This is a genomic window from Peribacillus sp. NPDC097675 (assembly GCF_050277655.1).
Lineage (GTDB): Bacteria > Bacillota > Bacilli > Bacillales > DSM-1321 > Peribacillus.
In genome coordinates this window covers 42,596-65,814 of the sequence record NZ_JBNNSK010000008.1, presented here as the reverse complement: position 1 = coordinate 65,814, position 23,219 = coordinate 42,596, and the positions used below count along the sequence as shown (strand labels likewise).

Below are 23,219 nucleotides of genomic sequence, written 5' to 3'. Positions count from 1 at the left end.
AATGACACCCACTCATTCACATCTTGCTTGGCATGAAACGCTTGAGCTACATGAATTGGTAGCTTCACAGGCCAATGCCCTGATGAAATTGAAAAAAGCCTACCCGGAAATAAAGGACCCGATTCTAAAAACGCTCTACAAGCAGATGATTGATTCCCTTACGCAGAACCTCATGGAATTGCTTCAATTTTATCCATTAACGCCCGATGTCAACCGGACAGAGGCTGTAATAGAGGTTGAAATACATGAAGAGGGAACCAGGGATGATGCGTCGGCACTGGCAGCCGGAGACTTGCTTGGCCTGGCCAAATCCTCCATCAAGAATTACGCGACTGCGTTGACGGAAACGGCCACCCCTTCCCTACGTAAAGTATTTAAAAAGCATTTGAATAGCGCAATCGATAATCACGCAAAAATCTTCCATTACCTATATGAAAGAGGACTGTATCCAGCCTATGATTTCAACAAGGTGCTCAAAAATGATGTAAATCTAGCCAATAAAGCACTGTCCCAATTATGAATAAAGGTAGGTAAGCGGACGCATCGTTTTTGTCTGTTTACCTTTTTATTTCCGTATATATCTGGAATGCCAATCCTTGTGTAAAGAATAATAGACTGGGAGGCAACGGAAATAGCTAGACATACTTCCTTACAAATCAACAATCAAAATGTCCCTGCTTCATCATACATACTGAAACATGGATCATCCTCTTGGTCTTCATAAGAAAAACCAGCCCTCCCGTGTTAAACACGGGAGGGCTGGTTTCATCTGTACGTTATTTTTTATACTTCTTAACGGTTACTTTCGTAGCTTTACCTGTATTGCCCGCTTTATCTTTCGCTGAGACATACAAGTTGACTCCTGCTTTTTTCTTGCTGATTTTCACCGTATATTTCCCTTTTTTATCAGCTACGGCCGATCCGACTTTCTTGTTTTGAGACTTGATCGTAACGGTCGATCCCGCTTCCGCTTTCCCGGTTACTTTTTTCGATTGATCCGTTACTAGGTCGACTTTCGGAGCACTTGGCGCCGTTTTATCCAGTACAGTCACGTTTGTTGCTTTACTTTCCCGTTTCGCCACGTCAGTAGCAGTGACGGAAAGCTTCGTGCCTGCTTTTTGTTTGCTGATTTTTACTTTGTAATTCCCTTTACTGTCTGTATTGCCTTTGCCGATTACTTTTTTGGCACTATTTTTGATGGAAATCGTCATTCCCGCTTGTGATTTTCCCGTTACATACGTATCTTTATCACTTACGGCTTTGACAGTTGGTGCTTTAGGAGTTTCTCCCTTACTCACGAACACTTTAATGGAAGCCACTGCTGATTTGGTGGAATCAGAGATAATTACAGTAAGGCGTTGTTCAGCTTTTTGAACTGGGATCTTAATGCTGAAAGAGCCGTTTGCTGATGCAGTCGTTTTCCCAAGTGTTTTCTTTCCATTCTTCACTTCTATGGTTGAACCTTTTTTGGCTGAACCTGTAATCTTTGTTTGTGTATCAATGATTGGATTGACTTTAGCTTTTAAATCCACTTTACTAAGTGCGCTAAATCCATTCAGTCTGCCATATCCGGAAATTAAATCTTTTCCAACAGGTAATGCTAATGCTGGAGTTGCATCCCTTATTCCTTCTTCGGCATTTACACCTTCTAATTCACCATAAGGATCTACATTATCTTCTTCTTTAAAAGCAACGTATTCTGATGTCTCATGAAGAATCTGTTTAACATCACTTAATTTCAAACTAGGATTCTGAGATACTAGCAATGCAGTAACCGCGGCAACATGTGGCGTAGCCATCGATGTGCCATCCATATACGTTACATTACCGTTCGGCACTAGGCTCGGAATGGCTGTCCCTGGAGCAACTATATCTAACTTTGCGCCAAAACTTGAATAATCCGATACTAAGTCAAGAGCGTTGGTAGCACCGACAGAAATGACATATTTAGAGGTAGCAGGATAGGACATCTCTTCCACTCCATCGTTTCCGCTAGCCGCCACAATCATTACATTCTTTTCTGAAGCATATTTTAAGGCATATTCAATAGTCCGGCTGTATCCGCCACCTAAGCTTAGGTTGATTACTTTCGCTCCATGGTCTGCAGCGTATTTAATACCTAAAGCAATTTTCTCCATGTCTCCAGATCCGTAAGAATCGAGCACTTTAACCGGCAAGATTTTAGCATATGGATTAATCCCTTGCATGGAATACCCATTATTGGACTTGGCAGCAATCACTCCAGAAACATGGGTACCATGACCATTATCATCTAAAGCATTGGCTTGTTTATTAATGAAGTTCTTCCCTAAATCCATACGAACTGCATCTTCTAAATCAGCCAGAGTGTTATCGACACCGGTATCGACTACCGCTACTAATGTATCCTTAAGTGTACGGTTCTTTATAAGATTCTGTAATTTGTTGTTATCGATGTCTGCGCCTTTAATACCCTCTTCGCCACCGAGGTTATTTAAAGACCATTGATAGGGTGATTGAATATCATTTGAAAGTGCTTTGTATTTTGTTACCTTTTCGATATATTCCACTTCTGGAAGTTTTTCGATGTTTGAAAGAGCTGTCACACTCTTTTTTTCTTGTTTATCTAGCTCAACTACATACATGTCTTCAAACAGAGGTTCTTGTTTCTTAACAGTCGAAAGTGTCCCATATCCTTTTCCTTTTGCCTTGGATTGGACAGAGCTCAGTGACTTTCCTGGTTTTAGCTTAACGATATATTTGTTATCCGTGCTTTTCGAAGCAGGAAGTGTAATTCCAGCCTTTGTTGCGATATCAACGACCCGTTCACCGGCAAGATGATCCAAATCAACTTTCTTGGCAATCTTATCCATCTCATCTTTTAATCCTGAGGGAGCGACAGCTTTTGTTTTGTTGAACAAAGCATTAATCGCTTCTTGCTGTTTATTGCTTATAACGGCCGTACTGCTTTCTCCCTTTTCATTCATCTCAGCAATAAGAGGTTTAAGTATAACTAGATTACTATAAACTTCTTCTTTAGACGTTTTATTGCTAATTAAATTAAAGGCAAGAAATGGAGAAGTTTTATAGTATAAAGATGATAGACTACGTCCTGCAGAAGACTTTGTCAAAACTTCGTCTCTAAATTCACGAATCGTCTTAAGCATGGATTCCCCTGATTTTTTATCCGTCACACTTATCTCAACCGAGCAAGATTCCGATTCATCTTCTTCTCCATATGTAGGAGCCAAAGTTACAGAATGAGCATTAATTGAATAGGTTGCCTTATTATTTTCTTCTGGCAACGGATTTCCTTCATCATCCGTTTCCCCAAAGTATTCAACCTTAACGTAATACGGACCATCCCAAGCATATGGAAAGTCAACGATAGCCTTTTCGTCGGGATAAGAAGAAGTCCAATAATTCCCCTCTTCATTTATCGCTTTTTCTTTATCCGCATAAACAGAAATATTGAGGATGCGATCAGAATTAACTTCAAACTCAATATGAGAGAATTTTTCTATTTCTTCTTTCGTTGGTGTAATTTGGTACCACCTAGTACCGATTTTTTCAAAATTACCTTCTAAAGTATCACCATTTTTAATCGTTTTTGCTTCTTCAATAGAAGTATCATCCGTTGCAGCCTGAGATCTTTGAGGAATCATCAAGCCAAAAATCAGTGAAAATATGAGTATACATACCGTAAATCTACTTACTCTTTTAACGTTCAATAGTTACCCTCCTAAAAATGCTAAATATACATTACTATACCAAATTATCATACTGCTAAATATTATCAACCATTTTTTTGGTAATATTTTGATATCGCTAGATTTAAATGAATAAATAGGTAAATCGCACTAATACCCATTTTTGATTCTAGCTGTCCGCCTCGCATGTGACCGTTTATGTGAGTGGGTTTACCTTCTATTTCTGTCTCGCTTCCTTAAGGTTCCACATCTATTAATAAAATGTGTCCGTATATCGAATTTTGCACTCACTCTTTCTTTATCTTGCAGTTTTCGGATTTTATCGTCGCGTTCTTTATTTTTATCGACGCATATTGATCTTTTTCTTCCAAAATGACACTTTTATCTTCTTTCCCTACGATTTTATCGTCATACTCCATTTCCCAATACACAAAAAGAGCCACCCTTAGGGGTAGCTCTTCGATCATTCATTTAGTTTGCGACGATGTTGACTAATTTGCCAGGTACGGCAATGACTTTACGGACGGTTTTGCCATCGATTTGTTCTTTGATGGCGTCTTCGCCCATCGCGATTTCTTCTAGTTTTTCTCTTGTCGTATCAGTCGGCACCATTAGTTTGGCTTTGACTTTTCCGTTGATTTGGATGACGATTTCCACTTCGTTATCGACGAGTTTTGCTTCGTCGAATGCTGGCCATGTTCCATATGCGATACTTTCGGAATGGCCTAGCTTAGACCAAAGTTCTTCTGAGATATGCGGTGCAGCTGGTGCAAGCAATTTCACGAAGCCTTCGATATATTCTTTCGGTAGTGTTTCAGCTTTGTAGGCATCATTGATGAAGACCATAAGCTGTGAAATCGCCGTATTGAATTTCAATTCTTCATAGTTCTCGGTTACTTTTTTAACGGTTTGGTGATACACTTTTTCAAGCTTGCCGCTGTCATCTGTATCGACCAGTTTATCCGTCATGGTACCATCTTCATTGACAAGCAAACGCCAGACACGGTCTAGGAAGCGGCGTGAACCGTCCAATCCGTTTGTCGACCAAGCAATGGATGCATCCAGTGGCCCCATGAACATTTCGTACATACGAAGCGTATCCGCACCGTGGCTTTCCACGATGTCATCCGGGTTCACGACATTTCCTTTTGATTTACTCATTTTTTCATTGTTCTCGCCCAGGATCATTCCTTGGTTGAACAGGTTCTGGAACGGTTCTTTCGTTGGTACGACACCGATGTCATACAAGAATTTATGCCAGAAGCGCGCGTACAATAAGTGAAGCACCGCATGCTCGGCACCACCGATATAAATGTCGACCGGCATCCATTCTTTCAATTTTTCCGGATCGGCAAGAGCTTCTGTATTGTCCGGATCGATATAACGAAGGAAGTACCAGCTACTACCTGCCCATTGTGGCATGGTATTCGTCTCGCGGCGTCCTTTGCGACCGTTTTCGTCGACGACATTCACCCAATCCGTGATGTTCGCAAGTGGTGATTCGCCTGTTCCTGAAGGCTTGATGTCCGTCGCCTTAGGTAAAAGCAATGGAAGCTCTTCTTCGTTTAATGCGGACATCGTGCCATCTTCCCAATGGATGATTGGAATCGGCTCACCCCAGTAACGTTGGCGGCTGAACAACCAGTCACGAAGACGGTATGTGATTTTTTTCGTACCGATTTCTTTTTCTTCCAGCCATTTGATCATGGCCGTGATGCCTTCTTCTTTATTCATCCCATCAAGGAATCCGGAATTCACATGAAGTCCATCACCCGTATAGGCTTCTTTCGTCACATCTCCACCAGCTACGACTTCCTTGATTGGCAATTTGAATTTAACGGCGAATTCATAATCACGCTCATCATGAGCAGGAACCGCCATGATTGCACCCGTTCCATAGCTGATCAATACATAATCGGCAATCCAGATCGGCATTTTCTCGCCATTGACCGGATTGATTGCATAAGCGCCTGTGAACACGCCTGACTTATCCTTTGCAAGGTCCGTTCTCTCGAGGTCACTTTTATGTTTCACTTCATCTAAATAAGCGTCAACAGCCGCACGTTGTTCGGATGTCGTGATCTTATCCACGAAAGGATGCTCTGGAGCAAGAACGGCATATGTGGCACCGAATAATGTATCCGGACGCGTCGTGAAGACCGTGAATGATTCATCGAATCCGTCGATGGTGAACGTCACTTCAGCCCCTTCAGAACGGCCGATCCAGTTGCGTTGCATATCTTTGATGTTTTCTGGCCAATCCACATCATCCAAATCGTCGATTAGACGGTCTGCATAAGCCGTGATGCGCAACATCCATTGTTTCATCGGACGGCGCTCGACCGGATGTCCGCCCCGTTCACTTTTTCCATCAATGACTTCTTCATTCGCTAAAACCGTACCAAGTGCCGGGCACCAGTTCACAGCGACTTCATCGATATAGGCAAGGCCTTTTTCGTATAATTTCAAGAAAATCCATTGTGTCCATTTATAATAGTCCGGGTCCGTCGTATTGATTTCACGATCCCAGTCATAAGAGAAACCAAGCGCCTTGATTTGACGGCGGAACGTGTTAATGTTGTGCTCAGTGAATTCCGCTGGGTCATTCCCTGTATCAATCGCGTACTGCTCTGCCGGAAGACCAAACGCATCCCAACCAATTGGATGTAGCACATTATACCCTTGTGCCCGTTTCATCCGTGCTAAAATATCACTTGCTGTATAACCTTCCGGATGTCCTACATGAAGACCTGCTCCTGAAGGATACGGGAACATATCAAGCGCGTAAAATTTACGTTTGCCACTATCTTCACCCGTTTTAAACGTCTTGTTTTCTTCCCAATACTGCTGCCATTTCGTTTCTATGCTTCTATGTTCAAAACTCATCAGACTTCCTCCTATTTTCCGTATGAAAAAACAATAAAAAACCCCTCATCCCAAATTGGGACGAGAGGATTATGTATATCTTCCCGCGGTACCACCCACATTGGCGATAATAAAGAAATCGCCCAGCTTAAAAGTTCCGTAACGTGGTTTAGACGCCAGGCATTACTAATGCTTCACACCCGTGACTCCAAGACGAGTTCACAATCATTCCAGGTTGACTTGCACCATCCGTCAACTCTCTAAACTGGCTCTAATTGCTACTACTTCTCTTCCTAGTCTTTATAAGAATATTTGATTTTATTACATTCTAGTCAATTTTACCGATAAATGCAATAGCCGGTCAACAACATTATCACCAGTTTTTTCATTATATATGCATACTTGTTGAAAATCGTGCATGTAAAAGGGAGCTATGCATCCATAGCCCCCACATCCATCCTTAATGACGCAATACAATCATATCATTCTTGATATCATTCAATTGCTGTTCCATCCTTTGGAGCATATCCCGTTGCTGGGCATTTGCACTTCCGTACATTTTGTCCAAATCCGTTAACGCCTCTTCGATATAAAGCTGTGACTTCTGGAATTCATCATCACTGTAATGGCCCAGTCTTGATGCTTCGTTATATTCATAATCTGCAAATCGGAGAGCTCCTTCGCATTCCTCTAATAACTGACCAACGGATTGTCTAGTTGCCATTTCTAACCCTCTCCTTCACGTTCATTTGGATGACGTAACATCATCTCAATTAGTTTGAACAAAGAACGTGAGGATTATCATTTTATTTTACTTATCCCAGAACTTTACCCCTTCACGGGAAATGAATTGCTCGAGCCACTCGCTGAAACTCATATGAATCGGCTTACTTTCCTCGAAATCATCAATATGCCCTTTTACCATGATATAGTCCCGCTTCCCTTCGGAAACGTCCTTACCATGAATGACAATATTATCTTGATAAATGCAGGCCACCTTATAACAACCTTCGTAATCTTCTTCGTACGTATAATTTATGATATCCTCGAGGCTATATATATCATTTTCGCCCCCTTGTTCGACATGATCGAACAGTCGGCACCCATTCGTAATCTTCAAAAACGCTTTATAATCATCGGGGAGCAGCAAACCGGTTTTTTCCTCAAAGGCAAGGATTTGTTCGTCCGAGGCAGGAGAATTGAAGGTACATGTCGCTTTAAATGCAGTCCCATTTTCATTGACTTCTAGCACCTGGTTATTATCTGCCAATTTCTTTTTCATTTGATTGATGACTTCTTCTACTTGAACGGTCATTTTCATCAGCTCCCGACTCGATTTAGATACACTGTCAAACACCTTTAAATATCTAAAATTAACCTTCAAGATACATTATACGCTTCTTTTTTCAGAAAAAGACCTGTTAGCCAGAATGTTGTATACTATAGATTGCGCTTTATTACATTTAGGAGGTTGCTGATATGGATCAAGCAAACCCGTTTATATATGCAACGGATAACAAACGATATCATACTTGGAATTACCATTTACGCAATCACTTTGGCCATAAGGTCTTCAAGGTCGCACTTGACGGTGGCTTTGACTGTCCAAACCGTGATGGCACCGTCGCCCATGGCGGATGTACCTTCTGCAGTGTCGCAGGCTCGGGTGATTTTGCTGGAAATCGCGTCGAACCACTCGAGGTCCAATTTAAGAAAGTTAGTGAAAAAATGCACCATAAATGGAAAGATGGCAAGTATATGGCCTATTTCCAAGCGTTCACCAACACCCACGCCCCCGTTGAAGAGCTTCGTGAAAAGTACGAAAACGTCCTCACACAAGAAGGGGTGGTCGGGCTTTCCATCGCAACACGCCCGGATTGCCTTCCGAATGATGTAGTCGACTATTTGGCGGAACTGAACGAACGCACCTACCTTTGGGTCGAGCTTGGTCTGCAGACCGTCCATGATGAAACGGGAAATCTAATCAATCGTGCCCACGATTTCACTTGTTACAAAGAAGGTGTCGATAAACTGCGTAAACACGGAATCCGTGTTTGTACCCACATCATCAATGGCCTTCCCAAGGAAGACTATGGCATGATGATGGAAACCGCACGCGAAGTGGCTAAGCTTGATGTGCAAGGCATTAAGATCCACTTGCTTCACCTTTTGAAAGGTACGCCGATGGTCAAGCAATATGAAAAAGGAATGCTCGAATTCCTCGACCGCGACGACTATGTAAGACTTGTATGCGATCAATTGGAGGTCATCCCTTCTGAAATGATCGTTCATCGCATTACCGGCGATGGCCCCATCGACTTGATGATTGGACCGATGTGGAGCGTCAATAAATGGGATGTCCTGAATGCCATTGACGCCGAGCTGAAACTTCGCAACAGCTGGCAGGGAAAACATTATCAATCCAAGGAGGTACCCTTACCATGAAGCTGGATCGAGTGCTATCATTTGCGAATCTGCTCCTCGAGAGAGCAATACAGCCTGGTGACATCACCGTCGATGGAACGATGGGTAACGGCCATGACACCGTATTTCTTGCCAAATTAGTTGGTGAAACTGGCCATGTTTATAGTTTTGACATTCAAGAGCAAGCCATTCACAATACCGCTGATAGATTGGAAACCGAACATCTACAGAAGCGCTGCACGCTCGTCCACGATGGACACGAACAGCTCGATACTTATATTTCCGGGGAACATACAGGAAAGATTACCGGGGCCATCTACAACCTTGGCTATTTGCCTGGAGGCGATAAATCGATCATCACTCAAGCTGATACGACGATTCCCTCACTTACTAAGCTATTTGAAATGATGGCTCCAGAGGGCATCATCGTCCTCGTCATCTATCATGGACATCCAGGAGGCGAAGCGGAACGGGATGCATTGATGCAATATGTACAGAACCTGTCTCAGCAAAAAGCCCATGTCCTTAAATACGACTTCATCAATCAAGTCCATTCCCCTCCGTTTCTGGTTGCAATAGAAAAGAGATAATCCACATGCCACTGTTGTATAAACGGTGGTATCTTTCATTTAGATGCTGAATTTTTTTAATTTTTAAATTATACTTATCAGAAAGAAGAATATTGGAATCTGGCAAAGTTACAATCCAAATCTGAAATTTTTAATGAATATATCCGGAGGCAAATGAATGAAAGTACATGAAAAGAGTATCCAAACGAGCGGCAAAGAAATACGGTATACACATATTGAAACAGGTTCGAACACCGTTTGCTTTATGTTTTCAGGTTCAGGATACAATTATGATAAGCCCTTATTTTATTATGCAACGATGACCATGCTTCAAAATAAAGTGGATATTATTCATGTCCATTACTCCTATGGGGAATATTTTCTAAAAAAACCTCTTGAGGAAATATCCAAGACCATGATGGATGATATTCATCCTGTCATCTTGGATGTTCTTAAAAATGGTGAATATACCGAAACGATATTCTTAGGTAAGTCCCTTGGAACCATCCCCATCGTGAATGACCTATTCAAAAGAAACGAATTCTTACATTCAAAGGTGATTTTACTTACTCCATTGTTAAAGTTCGAATCGATTTTCGATTCACTCTTAAACAGTGAACATCAAGGACTCCTCGTTATCGGGGACAAAGACCCCCACTATCATTCAAATCAAATCGACCAATTGCATAGCACTAATCTACAAATCGAGATTGTTCCACATGCAGATCATCACTTAGATATCGGAGAATTCGAGACCACTCATTCTTTGTTAGCCCTATCTAGGGTTATGGAAACACTTCAAAACCTAGTGAAGACCCCATAGTAATCATCAAAACATACAGAAAAGAGGCGCAATGAGCACCTCTTTCCTGTATGTTTCTTTTTAGCTTCGGACCATTTTAAACAACATACCCTAATATCTTCAACCGGTTTTCAACGAAACTGAGTGCATATTGAAAGACATCATCCCGTTCCGGTTCGTTGAAAATTTCATGATATAACTTCGGCCATTCCTTGTATTGCTTTTCGCTGGCCAAATTATAATTGAACCACTCACGGACCGCTTTCTTGTTGACAACCTTGTCTTCTCCGCCCTGCATCAACAGGAACGGTACATCTTGGAACTCCGGTATTTCTTCAAAAGCATCCTTCATAGCCTGTACAAGCTCGCGATACCATCGAACAGATACCTTGGTAATGTATAATGTATCATTCGTATCCGATTCACGGATTTCCGAATTTCTCGTCGCCATTTGGGGAGTTAACCCAGAATCCACCCGGAACTTAGGCATTACGATATTCATCCCGTGTGAAATCGCAGTTAAATATTTGGGAGGATGCGTCATCAGGCCGAGACATGGCGATGATAAAATGACCCCCGCAATATCCCATTCCTCCTCCTGAAGCAGACGGATTGCAATCAAGCCGCCCATGCTATGTCCTAATAAAAAGACCGGAAGAGAATAATCGTAGGCATCTTCTATCCAGCTTTTTACTTCTTCTAAATATTCGTCAAAGGAATCGATATGCCCTCGGAAAGCGCGAGTAGTCATTCCCTGCCCAGGAAGGTCACCCATGACGACATGGTATCCGGCTGAAAGCCACATTTGAGTTAACCACTTATAACGGCCATGATGTTCCATTGCCCCATGAATTATGACGATGACGCCTTTTGCGTCTCCGTCCGTCTCCCATTTCCACATTCGAAATCCCCCTTTCACTTTTTCTCTAGTTGTTTCCGTTCCATGCTGAATGAAAAATAATCTATATGATAAATTATAACCATCTTCATGATTTTCGACAAAAACGAAGCCGAATAAGTTGGGCTACTTGAAATATTAGCCAAGCCTATTTTGATACGGTATATTAAAATAATACAGTAAAATTATCCACTTCGGAAAGGAAATGATTAAAATTGATTATTTATCCATTCAAAGGTGCAGAACCAGATATTGCCGAGAGCGCTTATCTTGCTGAAAATGCCGTCGTAACAGGCGATGTGAAGATTGGAGAAGAATCAACAATCTGGTTCAATACCGTCATCCGTGGTGACGTAGCTCCTACCATCATCGGTAAAAGAGTAAGCGTACAAGATAATAGCGTTCTTCATCAAAGCCCCAATAACCCATTAATAATTGAAGATGAAGTGACCATCGGCCACCAAGTCATCCTACATAGCTGTCAGGTTCGAAAAGGGGCTCTCGTCGGTATGGGTTCCATCATACTTGATGGTGCGGAAATTGGTGAAGGTGCCTTTATCGGAGCCGGTAGCCTTGTTCCTCAAGGAAAAGTGATCCCACCAAACACGTTAGCGTTTGGACGTCCAGCCAAAGTCGTTCGCGAAATCAATGATGAAGATCGCCAGGATATGGATCGAATCGTTCGTGAATACGCTGAAAAAGGGCAGATTTATAAACAGGCTGAACGAATTAAGTAAAATTCACAAAAATAGGATTCATTGAATTATTCCCTACGTAACCATATTTAATCCTATTTAACTCCATCAAAAAGGTGCCTCGCAAATTGCGAGGCACCTTTTTAATTATGGTTTACGCTTGAGCTTGTGTTTTCAAAGCCTCTGCTTTATCCGTGCGCTCCCAAGGCAAATCAACATCTGTACGGCCGAAGTGACCATATGCAGCTGTTTGTTTGTAGATTGGGCGACGAAGGTCAAGCATCTTGATGATACCAGCTGGACGTAGGTCGAAATTCGCTTCCACCAATTCCACTAGTACCTCTTCACTTACTGTTCCTGTGCCGAATGTATCGACTGAAATCGATACAGGCTTAGCCACACCAATTGCGTATGCTAATTGCACCTCCGCTTTATCAGCTAGGCCGGCAGCTACGATGTTTTTCGCAACGTAACGTGCAGCATATGCCGCAGAACGGTCAACTTTCGTCGCATCTTTACCAGAGAAAGCACCGCCGCCGTGACGAGCGTATCCGCCGTACGTATCAACGATGATCTTACGTCCAGTAAGACCCGCATCCCCTTGTGGTCCACCGATTACGAAACGACCAGTCGGGTTGATGAAGTATTTCGTGTTTTCGTCGATTAAGTCAGCTGGCACAACCGCTTTAATCACATGTTCTTTCAGGTCCGCTTGAATTTGCTCAAGTGTCACTTCAGGATCATGCTGTGTAGAGATGACGATAGTATCTACACGCACAGGCAGGTTATTCTCATCATACTCAACCGTTACCTGTGTTTTACCATCAGGACGCAAATAGCTTAGCGTATCATTCTTACGAACTTGAGAAAGGCGGAAAGAAAGCTTGTGGGCCAATGAAATGGGAAGGGGCATAAGCTCTTCCGTTTCATTGCACGCGAATCCGAACATAAGACCTTGGTCCCCTGCACCGATTGCATCGATTTCCTCTTCCGACATCGTGCCTTCACGTGCTTCTAATGCTTTATCAACGCCCGCTGCGATATCAGCAGACTGCTCATCGATTGAGCTTAGAACGGCACAAGTCTCGGCATCGAAGCCATATTTCGCACGCGTGTAGCCAATTCCTGCAATCGTATCACGGACGATACGCGAAATATCCACGTAAGCCGATGTTGTAATTTCTCCAGCAACAAGCACAAGACCTGTCGTCACACTTGTTTCACACGCGACACGCGCATTTGCATCCTTAGCAAGGATTGCATCTAAAATGGAATCTGAAATCTGATCACAAATCTTATCCGGATGGCCTTCTGTAACAGATTCAGAAGTAAATAGACGTTTCTTTGACATCTTATTTCCTCCTTGGAAGTTAGTATGTTGTAGGCATAAGCCTGATCTTTACGGAACTCGTTTCCCTTATTAGTTTCAATCATAGACACAGAATTCATGAAAAAAACACAAAAACCTTCCCTGGGTTATGAGGAAAGGTTTAAAAATTCTATCATCTATCCTTTCACTCTTATCGTTCAAGGGTCTTTACCTTGCTCAGGTTAGCACCATCACCACAATTCCTTGAAGAATCATCGCTTTATTTTCGGCGATTGATCTTTGGGTCAAGTTCAATATGGCAGGTTGCTGGGTTTCAAAGGGCCTGTCCCTCCACCAACTCGGGATAAGAGAATCCGTACAATTTAAGATACTATCGCATTTAGTCTGAATTTGTCAATGTTTTTCTAATTAGAACATTTTTCCCCATCAACGAAAAATAAAAAAACTTTTTTTATGGCACTGATGAACTATAAATAGTATTCTTAGAGTAGACTGGAATTTCAGACCATTGATATTGATGGATAATTCAGTCACAAGCAATTAGCACTATGGAAACCATATTTTAATCCCTTTTTCCTTTTCATATAGGCTGTTTTACTTCGTTTCTTCCTATATAAAAGAAGATTTTCGATAATCCCAGCGAGAGCCCTAATTTTTTACGGGGGCATCCGTTTCTTACATCCAAGATTGACTACCATAAGATTATCTTCCTTTCTGGGCAACTTTAGTGCTGACCATCCAGGATGGTTCACTGCAAGTATATGCCGGCATTAAACACTAGGTTACTCATGGATATAAAAAAATTGATTAATTTGACTATTCTATAATCGTTCACAAAAAACGTTTAAATAGTATAGACTATTCAATCTAATGTGTTATACTAATTGTAATATAAAACTTAAACAAAGGATGGTATCTCATATATGAATTCTGTTGACGTTAATGAGTTACACCAATTATTAGCAGGGAATAATGTGCAAACTCAGCTCTCAGTTCCTCAATTAGTTGAAAAAGTATTAAGCAGAAATGAAGGCGTTTTAACGTCGACTGGCGCAGTAAAAGCTGAAACCGGCAAATACACGGGCCGTTCACCTAAAGATAAATATATTGTAGAAGAAGCTTCGGTAAAAGATAAAATAGACTGGGGCCCAGTGAACCAGCCAATTTCTGAAGAAGTCTTCAATAATCTATATAGCAAAGTAGTGGACTACCTAAAAGCAAAAGAAGAACTCTTTGTTTTCAAAGGCTTCGCTGGCGCCGACGAATCATCACGCCTTCCTATCCGAGTTGTAAATGAATATGCTTGGCATAACCTTTTTGCTCATACTTTGTTCATCCGTCCGAACGAGGAGGAACTGAGAGGGCATGAAGCAGAATTCACGATCCTATCTGCACCTAATTTCAAAGCCGATCCAAAAGTTGACGGGACTAAATCCGAAACGTTCATCATGGTTTCATTCGAACGCAGAACAATCCTAATCGGTGGAACCGAATATGCAGGTGAAATGAAAAAATCCATTTTCTCCATCATGAACTACCTACTTCCGGAAGAAGAAATCCTTCCGATGCATTGCTCGGCAAATGTAGGTCGTGAAGGCGATGTCGCTTTATTCTTCGGATTGTCCGGTACTGGTAAAACCACGTTATCTGCCGACACGAACCGGAAACTGATTGGTGATGACGAACACGGCTGGTCTTCTAACGGTGTATTCAACATCGAGGGCGGATGCTATGCAAAAACCATTAATCTTTCACGTGAAAAAGAACCACAGATTTTCGACGCCATTCGTTTTGGCGCGGTATTGGAAAATGTAGTGGTGGATCCCGATACGCGCGAAGCGGATTACGATGATAGCTCATTGACGGAAAACACGCGTGCCGCTTACCAAATGCAAGCGATTGATAATATCGTGAATCCAAGTATCGCGGGACATCCAAATACAATCATTTTCTTAACGGCTGATGCATCTGGCGTACTGCCTCCTATCAGCAAACTTTCTAAAGAACAAGCCATGTTCCACTTCTTGAGCGGATACACTAGTAAATTGGCTGGTACTGAAAGAGGAGTGACGTCTCCTGAAGCAACATTCTCGACATGCTTCGGTTCACCTTTCCTACCACTACCTGCACAACGCTATGCAGAAATGCTTGGGGAAAAAATCGACGAGCATGATTCAAAAGTTTACCTGGTCAACACAGGTTGGACTGGCGGTGCTTATGGAACGGGCAGCCGCATGAAGCTTGCTTACACTCGTGCCATGATCCAAGCAGCACTTGAAGGAGAATTAGCAAACATCGAAACCATTAAAGATGATATCTTCGGATTGGACATTCCTGTTCATGTTCCAGGTGTTCCTGACGAAGTGCTTCAACCAATCAAGACGTGGGAAGATCCAGCTGCGTATACTGAGTCAGCAAAAGACTTGGCAGCACAATTCCGTGCCAACTTCAAAAAATTTGGAAGCGTTCCAAATGAAATCGAAGAACTTGGCGGACCAATTGCATAATTCAGGAATACGAAAGGACCAAGCGAAACTCGCATGGTCCTCTTTTTATCATTATAATAAGCTCGAAACCCCGGGCTATCGAACATTTCAAAGGATAAGCCACCTTCCAGCAAGAAAAAGCCCGAACGAGAAATTGTTCTTCGTTCGGGTTACTGATTATATTCTTAAATCTTAAAGTGACTCACTTCTTTTTGTAGCCTTTCCGCCAAGGATGCTAGTGATTGGGCTCCTGTAGTAATTTGTTCATTCGCAGCCAGCTGTTCTTCTGTTGCGGCACTAGTATCATAAGCCCGTTCGGCAGCCGACACCGCAATTTCTTTTATGGATAAGGAACCTGCTGCCACTTCTTCGGTCATCGCTTGAATCTCATCGATGGCAATGGAAGTCGATCCAATCCGTTCACTCACCTCTCCGACTGCCACTTTGATTTGATTGAACATCTGTAATGAATTTTCAGAAGCCACCAGTCCATCTACCGCTTTCTCGCTCCCAATCTTGATGGATTCCACTCCTTTTTTGGTAGCATCTTGAATTATAGAGACCATGTTTGCGATCTCTGAAGCGGACCGTTTCGATTCCTCGGCCAGTTTCCGGACTTCATCTGCCACTACGGCAAAACCCTTTCCATGTTCTCCAGCACGGGCGGCCTCGATGGCAGCATTCAAGGCGAGTAAGTTCGTTTGATCGGAAATGTCCGTAATCAACGCTGTCACCCTTTGAATATCACTAGAATGAATTGCCATCTTTTCCATGATGCTTGCTGAATCTTGAATGGTAGCATTGATATTATTCATTTCCTTTGTCACGGCATTCATGCTGGAGGATCCCTCATTTACAAGCGAATTCACGGTTTCAGCCGATTGAAGCATATCGACATTACTTTCCGTAATCCTTCCGACCGCTGCAGCCATTTCATTCATGGAATTCACTGAATCCTCGATTATGGTCACCTGCTGATTCGTTCCCTGCATATTATCCTCTGCGGTTGTTGCGACCATCTCCGAAGAGGCCAGGCTTTCCTCGGAACTCGCTGACATTTGCTCAGCTTGAGCGGCAAGCAGTGTCGATGAATCCCTCATACTCGAGACTATTGACTTAAGTTCTTTGACCATCTTATTGAATGCGCAGGCCATATCACCAATCTCGTCTTTGTTTCGCACCTGAACGTCTTCCACCTGGAGGTCTCCGTCTGCAACCTGTCCTATGGCAGCTGTAAGCTTCCGAACAGGGTAGGATATACTACGGCTCAGGACAGTCGGCATAACGATACTAAGGACAAACCCTCCGATGATGACCAACGTGATGATGAGTTGCATGTCCTTCACCAACGCATCTATCTCTTTGCGTTTTTCTTGCATATACACTTTTTGATTGTCACTTAACTGCTTAGCTTTTTCGATGATCGTTTCTTCTAGTACACTTGTCTCTTTCGCGATAACCAAAGCTTCCTGCGTTTTTTCCTTCTGGACATTAAAGATTATTTCTTCTGAAAGTTTTGCATACTCCTGTTTTGCTTTGTATGCCTCTTCCAATAAAACGCGATCTTCTTTCAGTTTAAGCTTCTTTCCCAACTCTTTATATGTATCTTCAAATACATTATTTTTTTCCGTCCTACCTTCTAAATACTTAGCATCCGCATAAATCATATATCCGCGGATATCATTGGAATAATCTTGCTGATTGATAATCAGATCATCTACCAGCTGGGTCTTCTTCACACGATCATCCAATAAAAACTTATACTGACCATTTAACTCACTGATAATCAATAAATAGACAGCCCCCATGGCCAATAAAAATAAAAGCAAAGACAAAAAACTACCCCATAGTTTTTTTGATACAGATAATTTCATGTAGCATCCCCCAAGTCAGTTTCCATCTTCTTTGACCCTAATCTTCCTTACATCCTTCTTCAATTCAGAGTATAAAGTCCTGTATCAATATTACCATATTCTTCATAATATTTTGTCAATTAATGCAAAAAAACCTAATACTCTTTTAAGAGTCATTAGGTTTTCTAATCTTAATCAATATAAATCGTACCGGAAGCTGATTGGATTGATAGAGTTGCCCCGCCTGAACCTATTTTTCCATTCAATATACTTTTCCCACCTTCCACCTTCAGTTCTTCTGAAGAAAATAAGGAATTCTTGATTTTTCCTGATCCTGTCGAAGCCTTCACCTGTAAAGAATTTGGTTTACTCTCGAATTTCATGATTACCTTGCCCGAATGCGTAGTAATGGTACTATTCTCTTCCAGTACTCCTTTATAGGAGATATCGATGTCCCCAGTATCGTTAGTAAGGCTGAATTTTCCTTCTATCTTTTTTAAATTCATATCCCCAGCAACGATTTCTCCTCCAATCTTCTTCCCTTCAAAGCCATTGATGTCAATTTGACCGGAATCTGCCGTCACTATTAATTCTTCTGCTGTTATTTTTTTCCCGGATATTTTACCAGCCGTCGTATTTAGGCTGATTTTCTTAAAAATTTTCCTCGGGACTTCAACATATAATGTGTCTGTCTTAAAATTGATTAAACTCGATGATCCTTCGAGGTCCACTGTGAGAACAGTTCCTTCCAATGTTATTGGAACTTCCTTTCCTGCCTTCGCGCTTACTTTCACTTTCTCATTATCGGATGGCCGCATCTCGATATTTTGCCCATCGGTTGTTACGAAGATCTCCTCTATTTCCTTTGCCTCAAATGACTTGGGTTCTACGTCAGAAGTTGTATCTGAACCACATGCCGCCATGAAAATGCCTAACATTGAAACGGTTAGAATGAACATGAACCTTCTATTTAAATTTCTCATCAATTCCTCCATTTGAATATTCTTTTTCTATCATTGCTTTCTTAAATCCTGATTGGAGATGACCCGTTTTCACTAGTTGTACCACGATCGTGATACCTAATAGAACAAGAGTCAAGTTGAGGTAAAACCCGTTGTAACTTGTCGATACGCCTAAAAAGTCAAGGTACGGAATATCATTCACAGGACCTAGATACCACCAAAGCATATAGATGACCTCAAATAATTTCCGGGATCCACTCCAAACCCCAAGAGCCAATCCGGTTGTCGGAATGAAGAAAACACCTGTCATCCACGAATAAAATAGGGAGAGCTCTCCATCGATTAAAAAATGAACGATAGCCCCAATCGATACCAATAAGGTCACAAGAACTCCCGAGATCCAGACTGCAAAGAATTTATACAAAGGCGGGCAGCTGGCAAAGATGAGTTCTTGAGTAAAATAATATTTTTCCCTTGTCCCCATTTGTGACCACATGGCTATAGGGAATACCATTATAACGGGAAGCCAGCTTCTAATTTGATCTAATGGAAGAAGGAAACTCCCTGCCACCATCCCTATCGCAACCAAATACCACCAAATCGAGTGACCCTTAAGCATGATTTGCAATTCGGCTTTAACTAGCCTTGAAAGAGAGACTTGTTTATCTTTTTCCACCGGCGATAATTGAGGGACCTGATTTAGATGCACGTTTGTCTCCTGCTTTCTTTTCGATTCGAATAACAGCACCTTCCCTTCTTGACTGTTTCGTTTCTCGTTCTTGAAACGGCTGAACATCATAGCCGATAGCATGGTAACGATGATCGCCATCCCTAACCAAATGACCCTTTGCAGCAAAATATGTGAATCCCATTCAACACCTTGCCAGACAAACGTCGCTATCTTCTCTTCCATCGGATAATACCCAAAACTTCCTCCCTCCTCGCCATCTTTAATGAACTCATATTGAGTCGCTGCTTCTTCGACCATATCGGAACGAATGGAGTCAAGTCCATACAGGTCCCAAAAACTGTTCGGACTCGCTATCGAGATAACACTAAAAAAAATCCAAAGGAAGAAAAATAGAATGTTTCCGACCACACCCTTCAATCCAGGAGCTACATCAAAAAAGATCGTTAATGCAGCAAGCACTAGGAGGGAAGGAAGAGCGATGAATAGGAATGGCGCGAAATATCCCCAGACCTGAATGTGGTATTCCTCCCCGCGCAAAAGCTGCATAGCCATAAACGCCACTACCGTAATGGATTCGATTACCAGTAACAATAGGAAATGGGAAAGGACCTTGCTCGAGATATAGCGCATGTTACTAATTGGTGTCGATGCAATAATCTGTCCGACTTTAAGCCTGTGATCCTCCGAAACTTGATTTCTTAACAAATAGAAACCAAAAAGCCAGAGAAGCAACGTGGAGAGCATGGCAACCATGCCTCCTAGCCATGCTGAGTTATAAAGACCCCGGACCCCACCAATATAGAAAACCTCATAGCCTGCTGTGGCATCGGGTACACAGGCATAGCCAATGAAAATACTCATTCCAATGACAAGAAGAAATGGATAGCTTCTCGTCTGCTTTATCAAATTATTTTTCACAAGATAATAGTAGGATTCGAATGTAGAATTCATTGTTTTACTCCCATTTTAGAGATGCAATGCAGATAGGCGTCCTCTAACGAAGAAGGCAAAAATGTCGCATCCTCGCTTGGCCTTTTGTCGGAAACGATTCGTGCATGAACCCCGTCACTTCTGTGAACGGCACTGCTGATGGAGTACCGAGTCTGCATTTCCTGGAGATTAGAGGCCGGGATTATACAGTTCCAGACCTTATTATCGACACTGAGAATCATTTCCTCTGGCGTTGTGTATGTAACCAGCTCTCCTTTAGATAGGACCGCTATGTTTGAAGCTATGGACTCGATGTCCGTAACGATATGGGTAGATAAGATGACCACTCGATTGGAAGATAGAGTAGAAAGCAAATTCCTGAATCCAATCCGCTCCTCGGGATCGAGGCCGACCGTGGGTTCATCCACTATCAACAAGGAGGGATCATTCAAAAGAGCTTGAGCAATACCCACACGCTGTTTCATTCCTCCAGAAAAGCCACCCAAAAGCCTTTTCCGGTCATTGGACAAGTTCAAGGCTTCCAACAACTCCCCAATCCTCCGTCTAGCCGATTTCATCTTCAACCCTTTCATGGCAGCCATGTATTCAAGGAATTCTATGGGGTTCATGTTTGGATACACACCAAAATCCTGTGGTAAATACCCCAATTCCCTTCGTATTCCATCAGGGTTCTTCGTAATGTCCAGGCCGTTCCAGGTGATGCTCCCATTCGTTGGTTTCTCGATTGTGGCTAGCATGCGCAATAAGGTGGATTTCCCAGATCCATTCGGACCCAATAAACCCGTGATGCCGGATTTTAAATGTATGGAAACATTACTTAAAGCTTGTTTTGATCCATACCTCTTCGTTACCTGTTCGATACTCATTTCCATGTTATGTCTCCCCTTCCGTGCTTTTAACTTTTCCTTATATTCAGTTTAAACACCCAAAGTAAAATCAAGGTAAAATGAAAGCGAAAAAGAGGTATTATTTCTGATTACGAGTACATAAAAACATTAAAAAACCAAAATTAACCAATAAACTACTATATTATGGTAAAATTAAAGACCGATTGAATATATGGTTTAGGAGGTACTTACTAGATGAATCCTGAAAAAATCCTATTGGTGGATGACGAAAAGGGGATATTAACATTATTAGAAATAACCTTGAAGAAGGAACGGTTCCATCATATTACCTGCAGTTCGACAGGCCAGGAAACTTTGGAATTAATCAAGAAACATACATACGATTTAATCCTGCTGGATGTCATGCTCCCAGATTTCAATGGTTTCGATTTATGCAGCGAAATTCGTAAGCATACAAATACACCCATCATCTTCCTCACATCTTGTTCTAGTGATTTTGATAAATTGACCGGGCTTGGCATTGGCGGCGATGATTATATTACTAAACCCTTTTATACACTCGAAGTAGTGGCCAGGGTGAAAGCCCTGTTACGCCGAAAAAGGATGTATGAGACATCTGCTTTACAAATTCCAGAGGTTACAAAAGAATATCGCTTTAGTAGTTTTTCCTTGAATTACAGTGAAGCGCTTCTTACCGTCAATAATAAGAAAATGGATTGTACTGCTAAGGAATTGGATTTACTTGCTTTTTTCTGCAAAAATCCAAATCGCATTTTCACTACTTCACAAATTTATGAACACGTGTGGGAAGAACCAGGATTTGGAGAAGAAAAGACGGTGACCATCCATATTTCGAAGATAAGAAAAAAATTAGGAGATGACCCGAAGCACCCGAAGATCATCTTGAACTTAAGAGGGATAGGCTATAAATTCATTCCACCAGTAGCGGGGCACGCATGAAAATAAAAGTACGTTTAAGCCTGCATTTTATTATCGGCCTACTCCTTTGGATCTTGGGTATGGGACTAACAATCATGCTGACCATAGAAGTCATCTTTCCCTTTATTAACTTCAAAGAAGGGGACAAAGGTTATGATGCTCTCGTGTTGATGGCATTTTTACTGAACATCACGGCCTGCAGCACGTTCTTCGCCTGGTATTTCGGCAGTCCATTATGGTTCATCATGACTTGGATTCAACAACTAACTCTAGGGAATTATATTGACCCTCCACAAAAAGAAAAAGCCTTCACAAAGAAAGGTACATTACGAAAGCACTACCAGCTCTATAAAGAAGTGATTTTCAATATTTTTTCGTTATCTGAACACCTAAAGCAAGCGGAACAAGATCGCGAAAAAATGGAAGAGATTAAAAAAGATTGGATAGCCGGAATCTCCCATGACCTCAAGACGCCTCTTACCTATATCACCGGATACTCCTCGTTATTACTAAATCAAGATTACTCATGGACGGAGAATGAAAGACTGACATATATCAAAGAAATTGCTCAAAAAGGTGAACAAATAGAATCTCTGATTGAAGACCTTACCCTTTCCTTTCAGATGAATCACATCAAAACCTCTTTGCCTATTACTTTAAAAAGGGAAAACATCGTCGAATTCACGAAAAGTTTAATAGCCGATATCGGCAATGATCCGAGAGCATTTGAATATAACCTAAGCTTTGAATGTTCTGAACCCTTTATCGATATTTCATTTGATGTACGCTTAATGTATCGGGCCTTACAAAATTTACTCACGAATGCCATCCTCCATAATCCACCTGGTACAAACATTGATGTCTTATTAAAGAAACAAGCAAACATCGTCACTATCTCCATCTCTGACGACGGTATTGGGATGAACCAACATACTTTAGACAATATTTTTCAAAAATATTATCGGGGCACCTCAACTGATATGGGAACTGGCTTAGGTATGGGCATCGTGAAAAACCTCATCCATGGACATGGCGGGCAAATAAAGATTACTAGTGAAGTATCAAAGGGAACCATCATTCATGTCACACTTCCCCTTCAAGAAAGTGAAAAACAACTCATCTTGTAAAGATACGAGGACCATAAATTTAAAAGCATAACAAAACCCCACCTTTTACTATAAACGTAACGGGTGGGGTTTCTATATGGCTTCTACATC

The 23,219-nt window shown here is 41.8% G+C and carries 19 protein-coding genes, 1 riboswitch and 1 other annotated feature; of the genes, 8 read left to right on the top strand and 11 right to left on the bottom strand.

The annotated features are described in order from the left end of the window. Position 1 precedes the first annotated feature (1 nt). Positions 2–520 (top strand): spore coat protein, encoded by a 519-nt coding sequence (locus ACQKL5_RS12995; RefSeq protein WP_427609267.1) that lies wholly within the window; start codon positions 2–4, stop codon positions 518–520. 256 nt (positions 521–776) lie between these two features. Here ACQKL5_RS12995 and ACQKL5_RS12990 read toward each other — a convergent pair whose 3' ends face one another. The 5 genes from ACQKL5_RS12990 to ACQKL5_RS12970 form a co-directional block, all read right to left on the bottom strand. Beyond that, complete coding sequence (locus ACQKL5_RS12990; protein ID WP_427609265.1) at positions 777–3,710, bottom strand: S8 family serine peptidase; 2,934 nt, start codon at positions 3,708–3,710, stop codon at positions 777–779. 266 nt (positions 3,711–3,976) lie between these two features. Next, on the bottom strand, positions 3,977–4,120 hold the full coding sequence (locus tag ACQKL5_RS12985; RefSeq protein ID WP_427609263.1) for a hypothetical protein: 144 nt from the start codon (positions 4,118–4,120) through the stop codon (positions 3,977–3,979). 40 nt (positions 4,121–4,160) lie between these two features. Next, positions 4,161–6,575 (bottom strand): leucine--tRNA ligase, encoded by a 2,415-nt coding sequence (leuS, locus tag ACQKL5_RS12980; RefSeq protein ID WP_427609261.1) that lies wholly within the window; start codon positions 6,573–6,575, stop codon positions 4,161–4,163. Positions 6,576–6,628: 53 nt separating this feature from the next. Continuing rightward, positions 6,629–6,858, bottom strand: a binding site (T-box leader). A 156-nt stretch (positions 6,859–7,014) separates the two neighbouring features. Next, positions 7,015–7,278 carry a YtzC family protein gene (locus ACQKL5_RS12975; protein WP_427609259.1) on the bottom strand — a complete coding sequence of 88 codons (264 nt, stop codon included), beginning with the start codon at positions 7,276–7,278 and terminating at the stop codon, positions 7,015–7,017. 87 nt (positions 7,279–7,365) lie between these two features. Beyond that, positions 7,366–7,869 carry an SMI1/KNR4 family protein gene (locus ACQKL5_RS12970; protein WP_427609257.1) on the bottom strand — a complete coding sequence of 168 codons (504 nt, stop codon included), beginning with the start codon at positions 7,867–7,869 and terminating at the stop codon, positions 7,366–7,368. Between the two features lie 164 nt (positions 7,870–8,033). Between ACQKL5_RS12970 and ACQKL5_RS12965 the strand changes: the two genes are divergently transcribed. The 3 genes from ACQKL5_RS12965 to ACQKL5_RS12955 all read left to right on the top strand — a co-directional run bounded on the left by ACQKL5_RS12965 (position 8,034) and on the right by ACQKL5_RS12955 (position 10,370). After that, the gene (locus tag ACQKL5_RS12965) at positions 8,034–8,999 is read left to right on the top strand and encodes a TIGR01212 family radical SAM protein (RefSeq protein WP_427609256.1); all 966 of its coding nucleotides are present in this window, start codon (positions 8,034–8,036) and stop codon (positions 8,997–8,999) included. After that, entirely contained in the window at positions 8,996–9,568 is a 573-nt protein-coding gene (locus ACQKL5_RS12960; protein WP_427609255.1) for a class I SAM-dependent methyltransferase, read from the top strand. Before ACQKL5_RS12965 ends, ACQKL5_RS12960 begins: the two co-directional genes overlap by 4 nt. Positions 9,569–9,725: 157 nt before the next feature. Beyond that, the gene (locus ACQKL5_RS12955; protein WP_427609253.1) at positions 9,726–10,370 is read left to right on the top strand and encodes an alpha/beta hydrolase; all 645 of its coding nucleotides are present in this window, start codon (positions 9,726–9,728) and stop codon (positions 10,368–10,370) included. 76 nt (positions 10,371–10,446) lie between these two features. Here the strand turns inward: ACQKL5_RS12955 and ACQKL5_RS12950 are convergent, their stop codons facing one another. Further along, positions 10,447–11,250 (bottom strand): lysophospholipase, encoded by an 804-nt coding sequence (locus ACQKL5_RS12950; RefSeq protein WP_427609252.1) that lies wholly within the window; start codon positions 11,248–11,250, stop codon positions 10,447–10,449. A 215-nt stretch (positions 11,251–11,465) separates the two neighbouring features. On the opposite strand from ACQKL5_RS12950, the gene ACQKL5_RS12945 reads away from it, so the two are divergent. After that, the gene (locus tag ACQKL5_RS12945) at positions 11,466–11,984 is read left to right on the top strand and encodes a gamma carbonic anhydrase family protein (protein ID WP_427609492.1); all 519 of its coding nucleotides are present in this window, start codon (positions 11,466–11,468) and stop codon (positions 11,982–11,984) included. Between the two features lie 112 nt (positions 11,985–12,096). Here the strand turns inward: ACQKL5_RS12945 and metK are convergent, their stop codons facing one another. Continuing rightward, the gene (metK, locus tag ACQKL5_RS12940; RefSeq protein ID WP_427609250.1) at positions 12,097–13,293 is read right to left on the bottom strand and encodes a methionine adenosyltransferase; all 1,197 of its coding nucleotides are present in this window, start codon (positions 13,291–13,293) and stop codon (positions 12,097–12,099) included. 166 nt (positions 13,294–13,459) lie between these two features. Next, a riboswitch (SAM riboswitch) is annotated at positions 13,460–13,622 on the bottom strand. A 573-nt stretch (positions 13,623–14,195) separates the two neighbouring features. On the opposite strand from metK, the gene pckA reads away from it, so the two are divergent. Beyond that, positions 14,196–15,779, top strand: coding sequence for a phosphoenolpyruvate carboxykinase (ATP) (gene pckA, locus ACQKL5_RS12935; protein WP_427609248.1), 1,584 nt, complete (start codon positions 14,196–14,198; stop codon positions 15,777–15,779). 164 nt (positions 15,780–15,943) lie between these two features. Here pckA and ACQKL5_RS12930 read toward each other — a convergent pair whose 3' ends face one another. The 4 genes from ACQKL5_RS12930 to ACQKL5_RS12915 all read right to left on the bottom strand — a co-directional run bounded on the left by ACQKL5_RS12930 (position 15,944) and on the right by ACQKL5_RS12915 (position 21,087). Beyond that, on the bottom strand, positions 15,944–17,632 hold the full coding sequence (locus ACQKL5_RS12930) for a methyl-accepting chemotaxis protein (protein WP_427609247.1): 1,689 nt from the start codon (positions 17,630–17,632) through the stop codon (positions 15,944–15,946). Between the two features lie 170 nt (positions 17,633–17,802). Beyond that, positions 17,803–18,594 (bottom strand): DUF4097 family beta strand repeat-containing protein, encoded by a 792-nt coding sequence (locus ACQKL5_RS12925; RefSeq protein ID WP_427609245.1) that lies wholly within the window; start codon positions 18,592–18,594, stop codon positions 17,803–17,805. Further along, complete coding sequence (locus ACQKL5_RS12920) at positions 18,578–20,215, bottom strand: hypothetical protein (protein WP_427609244.1); 1,638 nt, start codon at positions 20,213–20,215, stop codon at positions 18,578–18,580. The genes ACQKL5_RS12925 and ACQKL5_RS12920 overlap by 17 nt, the downstream gene beginning before the upstream one ends. Beyond that, a complete protein-coding gene (locus tag ACQKL5_RS12915) occupies positions 20,212–21,087 on the bottom strand; it encodes an ABC transporter ATP-binding protein (protein ID WP_427609242.1) in 876 nt (291 codons plus the stop codon). Before ACQKL5_RS12915 ends, ACQKL5_RS12920 begins: the two co-directional genes overlap by 4 nt. Before the next feature lie 210 nt (positions 21,088–21,297). Between ACQKL5_RS12915 and ACQKL5_RS12910 the strand changes: the two genes are divergently transcribed. Next, the gene (locus ACQKL5_RS12910) at positions 21,298–22,023 is read left to right on the top strand and encodes a response regulator transcription factor (protein ID WP_427609241.1); all 726 of its coding nucleotides are present in this window, start codon (positions 21,298–21,300) and stop codon (positions 22,021–22,023) included. Then, positions 22,020–23,129: a sensor histidine kinase gene (locus ACQKL5_RS12905; RefSeq protein WP_427609240.1), complete on the top strand. Its 1,110-nt coding sequence runs from the start codon at positions 22,020–22,022 to the stop codon at positions 23,127–23,129. The genes ACQKL5_RS12910 and ACQKL5_RS12905 overlap by 4 nt, the downstream gene beginning before the upstream one ends. The last annotated feature ends 90 nt before the right edge of the window (positions 23,130–23,219 follow it).